This is a genomic window from Croceivirga sp. JEA036 (assembly GCF_011882165.1).
GTDB lineage: Bacteria > Bacteroidota > Bacteroidia > Flavobacteriales > Flavobacteriaceae > Croceivirga.
The window spans coordinates 41,084-54,777 of the sequence record NZ_JAATON010000003.1 but is presented as its reverse complement, the minus strand read 5'-3'; the positions used below and the strand labels follow the sequence as shown (position 1 = coordinate 54,777).

The following is a 13,694-nucleotide window of genomic DNA, read 5'->3' as shown; positions in this document are numbered from 1 at the left end:
TATCTTAGTTAATTAAGAGTGGTTTTTACGGTGGTAGGAAGCCAAGGAAATCGTGAGTTTAAACCTAAAAACACTTCTAGCAATATATTATGAAGAAGAATTTAATCTTAGTCCTTTTGGTCAGTATGGTGGCAGTTGCTTCTTGCAGCTTTACCAACAAATCTTTTGAGAATGATGATAAAGACAAACTCCTATTAGACTTAATTACCTACGTTTTAGAGCGTGGGCATTATGAGCCTAAACAAATAAATGATAAATTTTCTGCTAATGTTTTTGAAGATTTTCTAGATATCCTAGATCCAACAAAACGTTACTTTTTAGAGGATGATATTAAAGAGTTTGAAAAGTACAAGTACCAGATAGATGACCAAATTAAGAATACAGATATTACATTCTTCAACTTGGTTTACCAACGCCTCATGACTCGTATGGACGAAGCTCAGGCGGTTTACACAGAAATCTTATCGGAGCCTTTTGATTATACCAAGAAAGAGGAAATAAAAGTGGACTACAAAGACGAGCCTTACGCCTCTAATAAAAGAGAATTAAAGGAACGTTGGAGAAAGCAATTAAAATATAACACCCTGGGTACCTACGATAATAAAATTAAAATCAGAACTAAATCCATAGCTTCTGGTGGTAGTGGTGAAAGTGCTGTTGGAGAAGACTTAGCAGCAGTAGAATTTGAACGTGCAAAGAGTGATGGCAAAAAGCCACTTAGAGACATGACCTTAGCGGAGGTGGAAGCTTCTTCTAGAGAAAGCACCAAAAATACTCTGGACGAATTTTTTGATTTTGTTGCTGGTTTAGAGCGTAAAGATTGGTTTGTACAGTATATAAATACTATTGTGGACGAGTTTGACCCACATACATTCTACTTTGCTCCAGAAGAAAAAGATAAGTTTGATATTAGCATGTCTGGTAAATTTGAGGGCATTGGTGCCCGTTTGCAGAAAAAGCCAGAAGGAGCAAAAATTGTTGAAATTATTAGTGGCGGTCCAGTTTGGAGAGAAAAAAGCCTAGAGGTAGGGGATGAGATTTTAAAAGTAGGTCAGAACGGAGATGAACCTATAGATATTGTAGGTATGCGTTTAGATGATGCTATAAAATTAATAAAGGGTCCAAAAGGTACTATTGTAGATTTAACAGTGCGTAAGGTAGATGGTACCGTTGAGGTTGTGTCTATTACCAGAGATGTGGTTGAATTAGAAGAGTCCTACGCTAAATCTGCTACGGTAATCCAAGAGGATAGAAAATATGGGCTTATCCATTTACCTAAATTCTATGTGGATTTTGAGGATTATACGGAGCGTAACGCGGCTACAGACGTGGCTAAAGAAGTAGAACGCTTAAAAGAAGCCGGTGCAGAAGGTCTCATCTTAGATTTAAGAGATAATGGTGGTGGGTCTCTAAAAACCGTGGTAGAAATGGCTGGTTTATTTATTAAAGATGGCCCTATTGTACAGGTCAAATCTTCTGGTCAACGCAAAGAGATTCATGAAGACAATGATGAGCGAATTCAATGGGATGGTCCTTTGGTAATCTTGGTAAACGAATTATCCGCTTCTGCTTCTGAGATTTTAGCAGCCGCAATGCAAGATTATAAGCGAGCTATCGTAATTGGTAGTAAGCAGACTTTTGGTAAAGGAACCGTACAAAATGTAATTCCATTAGAAAATATAGTGCGTAGTAATGAGCACGGAGATTTAGGTGCCATCAAACTAACTACACAAAAATTTTATAGAATTAATGGAGGTTCTACCCAGTTAGAAGGGGTTAAGAGTGACATTGTGGTTCCAGACCGTTATAGTTATATAGATTTAGGAGAACGTGATCAAGACAATCCTCTGGGTTGGGATAAAATTTCTCCTGCGGATTATAATACATGGGATGGCTATATTGATTACGAAGGTACCGTCTCTAGAAGTAAAAATCGACTAGAGAATAATCCGCAAATAAAGCTATTAGAAGAAAACGCAAGATGGGTAAAAGAGCAACAAGATGAAAATGTGGTTTCTTTGAATTATGAAGCGTATAAGAAAGATCAAGAGGCGAATAAAGAAAAGTCTAATTACTTTAAAAAATTAAGAGATTACGATTCTAAATTGACATTTCAATCCTTAGAATATGAGCAAGAATTATTTGCTCAAGATGAGGTGTTAAGAGAAAAGCGTGATCGTTGGCATAAAGATTTAGCTAAAGATATTTATGTAGAAGAGGCAATAAACGTGTTGCAAGATTTAAAGTTAAATGCAATTAAACATGAAAAGCATAAACTAGCCGTTAAAGGCTAGTCAATACTAAACAGCAAAGTAAAGCCCTAATGGATTTTCCGTTGGGGCTTTTTCTTTGCAAAAAAGTATTTTTGTAGCATGAAAAAAAAGACGACTTACTCCCTTATTTTAATTGCGCTCACTGTTGGCTTTTGGTTATTCCAGAATTTTTACACACCCGCTGCCTATTCTAATCCTGCCCAGCAATCTCAGCACAGTCCTTTTTTAGAACAATTACAGCCTAGTTCCACATATGGAGCAACCGTGGAGCATGACCATTACATGTTGTCTTATAGTGAGGCGCACGAACAGGCAGAATGGGTAGCTTACGAGTTAAAGCGAGAGCATTTAACGTATGACGATAGAAAACGTCCATATTTTATAGAAGACCCTAAGGTAAAGAGTAAATCTGCAGATTGGCGTAATTATAGAGGTTCTGGTTATGATAGGGGGCATTTAGTACCGGCTGGTGACCGTAAGTTCACAGAATATGCGTATAACGAAACATTTTATACCAGTAACATATCTCCTCAGAATAGAGCTTTTAATGCAGGTGTTTGGAACGAATTAGAAAAACAAGTAAGGCGTTGGTGTAAAAAGTACGGTGACCTATATATAATTACGGCTGGAGTGTTAGAAGATGGACTAAAGGAAATAGGGGATGAAGATGTAGATGTGCCCAATAGTTATTATAAAATTGTAATACGCCCTAAAGGCGATGATTATACGGTTTTAGCTTTTTTAATGCCAAACAGACCTACAACGGCATCTTTTATGGACTTTGTTGTACCAGTAGATGTAGTAGAAAAAGCTACAGGAATCGATTTTTTTCCAAAGCTACAAGACAATTTAGAAAACCAGCTAGAGTCAAAAACGTATCAATCAGATTGGGAGTTCTAAAGTTCGCTCAATCGCTCCGCATCAAACTTTAAAAAGATAAAAAGCATACCAGTAAAAAAGAGTAACCCAGAACCGCCGTAACTAAAAAAGGGTAAGGGAATGCCTATGGTTGGTAGTAAACCTATTACCATACCAATATTTACAAAATAGTGGGTTAAAAGTATAGATATAATGCCATAGCCATACATGCGTCCAAAATCTTTTTTCTGTCGCTCTGCAAGCATAATAAGACGTAAAAAGAATAAAGAAAAAACAAGTACAACAGCGGAGGTTCCTAAAAAACCCCACTCTTCACCTACCGAACTAAAAATGTAGTCTGTGTCTTGTTCAGGAACAAAATCTCCTTTAGTTCTGGTGCCTTCTAAAAATCCTTTCCCTTTAAGACCTCCAGATTCAATAGCCTTTTCGGCTTGGTATGTATTGTAGCCAATCGTTTTTTTAATTTGTTCTAATCGCACTGGGTCCTTCTCTAAACCCAACCATAAGCTAAAGCGATCTCTGTGGCGTTGCTCAAAAACATTATTGTACACAAAGTCTACGGATAAAGAAACAACAAGGCTTGCTACTAAAAATAAAATTAGAGGTACGGTCGGTATTTTTAATTGAGGTTTTTTGAACAAGAAAAATAAAGAGGTTAGAATACCCATACCAATAACTACCCAGATTACTCCATATTTTAATGTACAGACAAAGAGTAGAATTAGCATTAAGGCAAAACCTAAATACTTTAAGGGCATACCTTCTCTAAAGAGCACAAAGAACAAGGAAAAATAGACCAGAGCACTTCCTGGGTCTGGCTGCGGTAAAATTAAGATGATAGGTATTAAAAGGATAAGTACAGCGTACCATTGGTGTTTTCCTTTTCTTAAATCTGTTTGTATGTCACTCAAATATTTTGCTAACGCGAGAGCGGTGGTTAATTTGCCTAATTCTGAAGGTTGAAAATTGAAAAATCCTAAATCATACCAGCTAATAGCGCCGCCAATCTTTTTGCCAAAAAGGAAAAGACCTATTAGAAGAACAATAGAAATGATGTAAAATAAGCTGGCAAACCGCTCAAAAAACGAGTTTTCTATGGCTAATATGATGATAATAAAAACCAAGGAGGCGCCAACGAAAAACAGTTGTTTACCATAGCGGGTAGACATGTCAAATACAGAAACATCAGCGTCTACAAAAGTGGTACTGTATATGTTTACCCAGCCAAAAAACACTAAAATTAAATAAAGTAAAATGGTAACCCAATCTAATTTTTTAAGCATGCTACTACCAGACATACTCATTTATTTTAAACGGTTCTCCGCTAAACGGTTTGGCATACTCATGCTCCAAAGTCTTTTCTAGCATACGCTTTTCCAAATCTGTACGTGTAATTTCACCATTTACATATTTTTCTATCATTAATGATGCAATATGGCCAGCATAACGCGCTCCGTAGTATCCATTTTCTATGTAAACAGCAATAGCAATTTTAGGGCGTTTTAAAGGTGCAAAGGCGGTGAAAACAGAATGATCAGTAAGTTGTACACGTTCTCCATCTATTTTTGTGAAATTCTCTACAGTGCCTGTTTTGCCAGCAATTTCTATCCCAGGAATGTTTAGATAGCGTGCAGTCCCCACTCTATACACATTAGCCATACCTTCTATTACAGGTTCAAAATGTTCTGGCGAAATAGTAGTGTATTTCTTTTCTGTAAAACTCTCATCAATAGTAAGACCGTTGCCTATTTCTTTGATGATGTGGGGTGTATAGTAAAACCCTCTATTAGAAATTGCAGCCATTACATTAGCTAATTGTATAGGTGTTATAGCAACCTCTCCTTGCCCAATAGAATTAGATATTATTGTTGAAGAGCCCCAGCGATTGTCTCCGTACCATTTATCATAGAATTCTTTGTTAGGGATTCTTCCAGGTCTTCCAGTAGGTAAATCTACACCTAGGTAATTCCCAAGCCCAAAACTTTTCATGTGTTTTTCCCAAGCATCCATACCTTCATCTGTGGTTTGGTACTTGGCGTATATTTTTCTAAAGGTACCTGCAAAATAAGCGTTACAAGATTTATAGATACCAGAATTCATGTCTCTAACACCACCACCGCAATGACATCCTTTCTTTTGTCTGCCAACGTAGAACCCGTTGTAGCAAGTGAATTTTGTGTGTTCGTCAATCACACCTTCTTCTAATCCTACAAGTGCATTTAAAGTTTTAAAAGGTGAACCTGGAGAGGGTTCTGCTAAAATGGAACGGTCCCAAGTAGGCCTCGCAACACTGTCATAATGTAGTTTACTATAGTTTTTAGAGCGTTCGCGGCCCACCAATAATGAAGGGTCGTACGTAGGTCCAGAAATTAAAGCTAATATTTCTCCAGTAGAAGGTTCAATCGCCACAATACCACCTCTTTTTCCATGCATTAAACGTTCTCCGTATTCTTGCAGGTCTTTATCAATAGTAATGTGTACTTCTTTGCCCAGTTTTGGTAGCGTATCTAATTTGCCTTCTTTATAGGGTCCAATGTCTCTATTAAACCGGTCTTTTTGAATGTACTTAACTCCTTTTCTGCCTCGTAGTAATTCTTCGTACTGCTTTTCTATACCAGTACGGCCTTTTAATTCGCCTGCACGGTAGTACGGATTGGCTCTTAAATCAGCCTCATTCACTTCACTAATATAACCAAGTACATTGGCAGCGCTATTTGTTTTGTAATCACGCAAAGAACGTTTTTGAATGTAGAATCCTTGGTATTTACGCATTTTCTCTTGTAGTCCGGCATAATCTTCTTTAGATAATTGTGGTACTACAACAGAGGGTAATCTAGGGGAGTAGATACGTGCCTTTTTAAGCTGTTCTATAAATTTTTCTTTTGTAATGCCTAAGAGTTGACAAAATTCTAGTGTATCTAAAGGTTTGGTCTCCCTAGGTATTACCATAACGTCATACGCAGGCTGGTTACCTACCATTAGTTTACCATTTCTATCATAAATATAGCCTCGTTCAGGATAATCGTAAACGGCTTTAATGGCAGGGTCTTCTAATATCTGATTGGGAGAAAAGCGCAGTAGTTGTAGGTAGGATAATCTACTAATAAAGGTTATCCCAATAATGATAATTATGGATGATAAAAGTAATCGCCTCATGGAAATTAACTATAGGTCTTGTTCTCTAGCAAAGAGAGAACTAAGTAATACACAAAATAGAAACGTAGTTAAACTAGTAAATAGTATTTTTTTCAAAATTAATAGGATATGCGAGAAACTTAAAATTTCTAGCGAAAAGAATACCACGTGTTGCACTATAATTAACAGTAATAAGAAAGTCGCGCGTTGTACTTTAGTTGTGTTTTTAAAGGTAAACCCTTGAAATTCAAAATTCGCGCCAAAGCAAAAGCGCATTAGAAGGGGTCTGGCGTAGGCAACTGTAATTGCAGCTATGGAATGTAACGCCATGGTGTCAGAAAATAAATCGATTGCAAAACCTAACAAAAAACTGACCAATAAAAAAACTGATTTGTTTTCCCTAAGCGGGTACCAGTAGAAGAACAATACATAAACTAGTGGGTTAATGTAACCCCAAAAGTTTAGATGGTTAAACAATAGCACTTGCGCAAGTACTAAAAGTACAAAACGAATAATGGTTAATGGTATTGGATTATTTTGCATCTTCTACCAATTTTTGCAATTCTAGTACTTCTTTTCTATTCTTATTTTTAATGATATAGACATTTTTAATGTTTGCCATATCATTAAACAAATCTACGTTGATGGTAAACGTACTTTGGTTTTGGTTCAAATCATACGCTTTGATTACACCAATTGGGATGTCTTCCGGAAAAATGCTGGACATAGCCCCTGTGGTGATAGTGTCACCAACTGTTAAAGGAACCGACCTTGGAATGTCTATTAATTGTACCGTTCTATAATCTTGGGCATTCCATACCAATGAACCAAAGTAATTGGTATTTTTTATTTTGGCGTTTATATTAGATTTTGTGTTTAAGATGCTTTGCACCACACTAAAGTTGTTAGATGTATTTTCTATGATGCCAAGAACGCCTAGGGGTGTAATTACACCCATGTCTTGTTTTATGCCATCCTTTTCTCCTTTGTCTAAAGTGATGTAATTTCTAGGTGAGGCATACATGTTTTTAAGAGCCTTGGCGGGTGTAACAGTAAAATTATATATACTATCAGATAAATAGGTAACAGGGGCATTGAGTAGTTGCTCCCGCAATTGTTCGTTTTCTAAAACGAGTCTTTGGTTTTCTTCTCTGAGATTAAAATAATCTTTTATGTTGTAAGATACGCCATATATACTACCTGTAATCCATTTAGAAGAGTTGAAGAATTTGGATTGATGATAGGAATGAGTGTTTACCGTAATTATAAGGCCAAACAATACCAATACCGCATAGAGAAATGCATTTCTGTTGTTGATTATAAAATTGATAATTCTTTGCATTCCACCTGATGTATTTTACCTTGGAATAAACCAGTAAGGCTACTAGAGCCTTACTTAATTAAAATACTCTTGTATCTATCCAAATTTTTAAGCGCTATTCCCGTACCGCGTACTACTGCCCTTAAAGGATCTTCGGCAATATAAACGGGTAAATCTGTTTTTTGAGATAAACGTTTATCCAGACCACGAAGCATTGAGCCTCCACCAGCAAGGTAAATACCTGTATTGTAAATATCTGCAGCAAGTTCTGGTGGAGTCTGTGATAGGGTCTCCATAACCGCATCTTCTACGCGTAAAATACTTTTATCTAAGGCTTTTGCAATTTCACGGTAAGTTACTTGTACCTGTTTTGGTTTTCCGGTTAACAAATCCCTACCTTGAATCTGTTTGTCATCTGGCGGGGACTGCAAATCTTCCGTAGCAGCTCCAATTTCAATTTTTATAGCTTCTGCAGTACTTTCTCCCACATATAAATTGTGTTGTGTACGCATGTAATAGATAATATCATTGGTAAAGACATCGCCAGCAATCTTTACAGATTTATCACAAACAATACCACCAAGGGCAATAACCGCAATTTCCGTGGTACCACCACCTATATCTACAATCATATTCCCTTTGGGTTGCATAATGTCTAATCCAATACCTATTGCTGCTGCCATAGGTTCATGAATTAGGTAAACTTCTTTGCCATTAACACGTTCTGCAGATTCACGAACGGCACGCATTTCTACTTCTGTAATACCAGAAGGAATACAAATTACCATGCGCAATGCAGGTGGGAACCATTTCTTTTTAAGCGCAGGTATGTTCTTAATGAACATATTAATCATCTTTTCAGAAGCATCAAAATCTGCGATTACACCATCCTTAAGTGGGCGTATGGTTTTAATGTTTTCATGGGTTTTCCCCTGCATCATACTCGCCTCCTTACCTACGGCAATTATCTTCCCAGACACACGGTCACGGGCCACAATGGAAGGGCTATCTACCACAACCTTGTCCAAATGTATTATTAAGGTGTTTGCCGTACCAAGGTCAATGGCAATCTCCTCGGTCATGAAATCAAAGAATCCCATAGAAAGGTCCTAATTTTAGATTAAAGGTAAAATTTATCGGTAAAAGTAAGCAATTTAATGCTTAAAATGTCTTGTGCCTGTCATTACCATAGAAAGTCCGTTTTCGTTGCAATAATCTACACTCAATTGGTCTTTGATAGAGCCACCTGGTTGTATAACGGAACTTATTCCTGCTTTGTGGGCAATCTCTACACAATCTGGGAATGGAAAAAAGGCGTCACTGGCCATGACGGCACCATTCAAATCAAAATTAAAAGAACCTGCTTTGTGTATGGCTTGGTTTAAGGCATCTACTCTAGAAGTTTGCCCGGTACCGCTAGCACACAATTGTTTGTTTTTTGCCAATACAATGGTGTTGCTTTTAGTGTGCTTACAGATTTTAGAAGCAAAAAGTAAATCTTCTATTTCCTCAGCAGTGGCTGCCTTATCGGTAACATTGTTTAAATCTTCTTTTGCATCGCTCTTGTTGTCTTTGTCTTGTAACAAAAAACCGTTTAAACAAGTACGTACTTGGTTGGCGGGCAATACTACTTCTTTTTGTATTAAGATTATTCTATTCTTTTTGCCTTTCAAAACCTCTAGAGCGTCATCAGAATAAGAAGGTGCAATTACCACTTCGCAAAACAGTTGGTGAATTTCATCAGCAGTTGCCTTGTCAATTTCCGTGTTGCTTATTAAGATGCCGCCAAAAGCAGAAACAGGGTCGCCAGCAAGTGCATCAACATATGCTTCTTTTATGGTATTTCTAGTAGCAAGACCACAAGCGTTATTGTGCTTTAAAATAGCAAAAGTAGGAGCGTCGTTTTGGAATTCTCCCATTAAATTAACGGCTGCATCCACATCTAAAAGGTTGTTGTAAGATAATTCTTTACCGTGTAGTTTATCAAACATAGCGTCAAAATCGCCAAAGAAATACCCTTTTTGGTGTGGGTTTTCTCCATAACGCAATACCTGTCCCTGCGTTTCGCTGATTTTTAAACTAGTAACTTCTTGTTTTTGATTAAAGTAGTTGAAAATAGCGGAATCATAATGTGATGAAACATTAAACGCTTTAGCAGCGAACAATTTTCTTTCTTCTAAGGTAGTCTCGCCATTACCATTGGTTATAATATCCAAAAATTGGCCATAATCTTCCATAGAGGAAACGCATAGCACATCTTTGAAATTTTTTGCGGCCGCTCTAATCAAAGAAATACCGCCTATGTCAATTTTTTCAATAATATCTTGTTCAGCAGCACCACTGGCTACCGTTTTTTCAAATGGATACAAGTCTACAATAACGATGTCTAACTGTGGAATTTCAAATTCTTGCATCTGAGCCACATCGCCTTCATGATCTTGTCTGTTTAATATGCCACCAAAAATTTTTGGATGTAAGGTTTTAACGCGGCCACCTAAAATAGAGGGGTAGCTAGTTACATCTTCTACGGCAACTACATCTATGCCTAGGTCTTTAATAAACTTCTCCGTGCCTCCGGTAGAATATAGGGTAACCCCAAGTTCGTCTAGTTTTTTAACAATAGGTTCTAGTCCGTCTTTATGAAATACGGAAATTAATGCCGATGTTGCTTTTTTGGTAGTACTCATTAGAATTTTGAAGTGGAAAAAATTAAGCTTCAAAAGTACTTTATTTCACCAGAAAAACCTTAATGGGTTATTAACAAAAAACCTTAAGTTTTAAAGAATTTGAGAAACACCTTCGTTTACCCATTCCAGAAAACATTCGTCTTCTGCTGTAAAAGGGTCCGGTGTGTTAGAGTCTATGTCTATCTGGCCAATATTCTCTCCATTTTTAAACAATGGAATTACAATTTCTGACTTTACGGTAATGCTACAAGCAATGTAATTATCTTGGGCTTGTACATCTGGTACTACAAAGTTTTGGTTGCTTTCTGCCACTTGTCCACAAATGCCCTTACCAAAAGGAATAATGGTATGGTCTGTAGGTGCACCCGCATAGGACCCTAATTTTAGTTCGCGCTTATCACCATTTTTAAAGTAAAAGCCAACCCAATCATAGTGTGGAATATTTGCCTTCAATAGCTCGCAAATAGCTTGCATGCGTTGCTCTGCGGTTTGGGTTGTGTTATTTAGTAGAGTTGTTATCTGTGGTTTTAAAGCGTCGAACATTGCTATCAAAATTTATAGAGTGCAAAAGTCGGTAGTATTCCTATTCCTTACAATAGAAGCTGTTAAAAATATATCAAACAAAAACGCGTTTAAGTATCGAGCTTAAAATTTTGTATTTTTGCAGGGTGAAAAAAGCGGTAAAACATAGTTTTTCTATAGCATTAGCTTGCCTAGTATTGCTTTCTACATTCTCTTGGACGGTAGACAAGCATTTGTGCATGGGTAGACTTATGGATGTTGCTTTTTTTCATAGTGCCGAAGAGTGTGGAATGGAAGCTGCTCTTGCTTTATTGGATACCGAGCAAGAGAAGCCTGGTTGTTGTGATGACGATTCCTTTACCCTATCTGGGCAAGACGATTTAATTAAAGCCTCTTGGGACGATTTAGATTTTGAGCAACAAGCTTTTCTACAAACCTATACGGTTGCTTATCTTCATTTGCTATCCGTAGAGCTAGATACGGCTACTGCGCATCTTATTGAGGCGCCTCCTTTACCTGAGCGGAAACTACATCAGCTTTACGAAGTATATCTAATTTGATTTTAAGGTTTTACAAGAAACTGGTCTATGATGACCTGAAAAATTGTATGTAACCTTATGATATCAAATTACAATGAAAAATACTTATTGGCTTTTCGCCATTTTACTACTAATTTTAAACTTTGGTCATGCCCAGGATAAAGTGGAAGGCATGATTATGGAGGGCAATGCAGCAGGAAAGCATTTGGCACTGCCTGGGGCTAATGTGTATTGGCTCAACTCACCTATAGGAACCATTACTAATAAAGATGGTCTTTTTGCTATACCCTATACTGGAGAATACGATAAACTGGTGGTAAGTTATATTGGTTTTAAAACCGATACATTAACCATTACCGAGCCAAAAATGGTGCAACACACCCTACAGCCTTCCAATCAATTAGATGAGGTTGTTGTGGAACAAAAGAGAGAATCTTTGCAGAAAACATACTTTTCTCCGCAAAATGTAGTAACTGTAAATAGTGCAGAGTTGCTTAAAGCTGCTTGTTGCAATTTGGCAGAAAGTTTTGAAACTAATCCATCAATAGATGTAAATATTTCTGATGCTATAACGGGTACTAAACAAATACAAATGTTGGGTCTTACCAGTCCCTATTTGTTAATTACGCAAGAAAATATACCAATGGTCCGTGGAGCATCACAGGCATTTGGATTAACATTTACCCCTGGAACGTGGATAGAAAGTATCCAAATTACCAAAGGGGCGGGCTCTGTGGTTAACGGGTATGAGAGTATTTCTGGTCAAATAAATGCAGAGATAGTTAAACCGTTTACAGATAAAAAGCTTTTTGTAAATGGTTATGCCAATGAAAATGGGAGGTACGAATTAAATACACATTTCAATCATAAACTCAACGCTAAATGGAGTACGGGTTTGTATGTGCATGCCAACAAAAGAAGCCAAATAGAAGAAGAAAATGGTGATGGATTTTTAGACGCCCCTTTATCGGATCAAATAAATGTGATGAACAGATGGCAGTTTCAAGATGCAGAGAAAGGCTGGGTTAGTTTTTTGAATATTAGATTCTTAACGGATAATAAACAATTAGGAGCGTTAGATTTTAATCCAGATACTGATAAGTTTACAATCAATGCATGGGGCGCAGAAATTGATACCAAGCGTTTGGATGGATCCTTAAAAATAGGTTACGTTTTTCCTGAACTTCCATTTCAAAGTTTGGGCTTTCAAGCATCGTATAGCAAGCACCAACAAGATTCTTATTTTGGATTACGTGATTATTTTATAGATCATGAAAGCATTTACGGTAATATGTTGTTTAGTTCTATCATAGGTGATACTCAGCATAAGTTTAAAACAGGGGTAACTTTTGCTTACGATGGTTATGAAGAAATTGCTCTTGCGTTAGATTATTCTAGAAATGATGTTTCTGGTGGTGCTTTTTTAGAATACGCTTTTGATAATATGGAGCGACTAAGTTTAACCGCTGGGGTAAGGGTAGATACTCACAACAGATTGGGAACATTTATTACGCCCAGATTTCATCTTAGATATACACCTTGGGAGCGTGCTAGTCTAAAAGGGTCTTTTGGTAGAGGTAAGCGTGCTGCTAATATTTTTGCAGAAAACCAGCAATTATTTGCCACGGCACGCACTATTAATATCCTAAATGCAGGAGGAGAGGTGTATGGGCTTAACCCTGAGGATGCATGGAATTATGGGCTTAGCTTTTTACAGGGATTCACTTTTTTAGGTAGGCCAGGGGAATTTAATGTGGATTTGTACCGTACAGATTTTAGAGATAAAGTAGTGGTAGATTGGGAAACTGCTGGCGAAATTAATTTTTACAATTTAGAAGGAAAAAGCGTAGGGACTAGTTTGCAAATAGAGCTCAATCATAGAATATTACCACAGACAGAGGTGCGTACGGCTTATAAATATTATGATGTACGGACAGATTACAGAAGTGGTAGTTTACAGCAGCCGCTGCAGGCACAACATCGCTTTTTTGCAAATTTGGGATATGAAACTAAAGTAAAAGAAAACGGTTCTCAATGGAAAATGGACTATACCGTACATATTTATGGTAAGCAGCGTTTGCCTAGTGCAATTGTTAATGGGGCTCCTCTAGATGATTTTGCAGGCGGATATAGCCATATGAATGCGCAGCTAACAAAAGTTTTTAGTCCAAGCGTTGAATTTTATGTGGGCGGGGAAAATCTTAGTAATGTTAAACAAGAAAATCCCGTGCTCGGCGCCAATGACCCTTTTGGTCCAAATTTTGATACAAGCATAGTATATGCGCCCATAATGGGTAGAATGTTCTATGCTGGATTTAGATATAAACTTAATTAAACA

Annotated in this window: 10 protein-coding genes; 4 read left to right on the top strand and 6 right to left on the bottom strand. The window is 37.2% G+C overall.

Annotated elements, in window-relative coordinates:
- Positions 1-89 precede the first annotated feature (89 nt).
- Together HCO57_RS08740 and HCO57_RS08735 are read left to right on the top strand one after the other, a co-directional pair.
- Positions 90-2,294, top strand: coding sequence for a carboxy terminal-processing peptidase (locus HCO57_RS08740; RefSeq protein WP_167988732.1), 2,205 nt, complete (start codon positions 90-92; stop codon positions 2,292-2,294).
- 78 nt (positions 2,295-2,372) lie between these two features.
- Positions 2,373-3,173 carry a DNA/RNA non-specific endonuclease gene (locus HCO57_RS08735; RefSeq protein ID WP_167988731.1) on the top strand — a complete coding sequence of 267 codons (801 nt, stop codon included), beginning with the start codon at positions 2,373-2,375 and terminating at the stop codon, positions 3,171-3,173.
- Here the strand turns inward: HCO57_RS08735 and rodA are convergent.
- The 6 genes from rodA to HCO57_RS08705 form a co-directional block, all read right to left on the bottom strand.
- Positions 3,170-4,450: a rod shape-determining protein RodA gene (rodA, locus tag HCO57_RS08730; protein ID WP_167988730.1), complete on the bottom strand. Its 1,281-nt coding sequence runs from the start codon at positions 4,448-4,450 to the stop codon at positions 3,170-3,172. The two genes, HCO57_RS08735 and rodA, sit on opposite strands and share 4 nt — an antisense overlap.
- The gene (locus tag HCO57_RS08725) at positions 4,440-6,308 is read right to left on the bottom strand and encodes a peptidoglycan D,D-transpeptidase FtsI family protein (RefSeq protein ID WP_167988729.1); all 1,869 of its coding nucleotides are present in this window, start codon (positions 6,306-6,308) and stop codon (positions 4,440-4,442) included. Before HCO57_RS08725 ends, rodA begins: the two co-directional genes overlap by 11 nt.
- 511 nt (positions 6,309-6,819) lie before the next feature.
- Positions 6,820-7,629: a rod shape-determining protein MreC gene (gene mreC / locus HCO57_RS08720; RefSeq protein WP_167988728.1), complete on the bottom strand. Its 810-nt coding sequence runs from the start codon at positions 7,627-7,629 to the stop codon at positions 6,820-6,822.
- A 50-nt stretch (positions 7,630-7,679) separates the two neighbouring features.
- The gene (locus tag HCO57_RS08715) at positions 7,680-8,708 is read right to left on the bottom strand and encodes a rod shape-determining protein (RefSeq protein ID WP_136951415.1); all 1,029 of its coding nucleotides are present in this window, start codon (positions 8,706-8,708) and stop codon (positions 7,680-7,682) included.
- Positions 8,709-8,762: 54 nt separating this feature from the next.
- The gene (purH, locus tag HCO57_RS08710) at positions 8,763-10,295 is read right to left on the bottom strand and encodes a bifunctional phosphoribosylaminoimidazolecarboxamide formyltransferase/IMP cyclohydrolase (protein ID WP_167988727.1); all 1,533 of its coding nucleotides are present in this window, start codon (positions 10,293-10,295) and stop codon (positions 8,763-8,765) included.
- A gap of 90 nt (positions 10,296-10,385) precedes the next feature.
- Positions 10,386-10,838: a GAF domain-containing protein gene (locus tag HCO57_RS08705; RefSeq protein ID WP_167988726.1), complete on the bottom strand. Its 453-nt coding sequence runs from the start codon at positions 10,836-10,838 to the stop codon at positions 10,386-10,388.
- A gap of 125 nt (positions 10,839-10,963) precedes the next feature.
- Between HCO57_RS08705 and HCO57_RS08700 the strand changes: the two genes are divergently transcribed.
- Both HCO57_RS08700 and HCO57_RS08695 read left to right on the top strand, forming a co-directional pair.
- Positions 10,964-11,377: an HYC_CC_PP family protein gene (locus HCO57_RS08700; RefSeq protein ID WP_167988725.1), complete on the top strand. Its 414-nt coding sequence runs from the start codon at positions 10,964-10,966 to the stop codon at positions 11,375-11,377.
- Positions 11,378-11,450: 73 nt separating this feature from the next.
- Positions 11,451-13,691 carry a TonB-dependent receptor gene (locus tag HCO57_RS08695; protein ID WP_167988724.1) on the top strand — a complete coding sequence of 747 codons (2,241 nt, stop codon included), beginning with the start codon at positions 11,451-11,453 and terminating at the stop codon, positions 13,689-13,691.
- Positions 13,692-13,694: the final 3 nt, after the last annotated feature.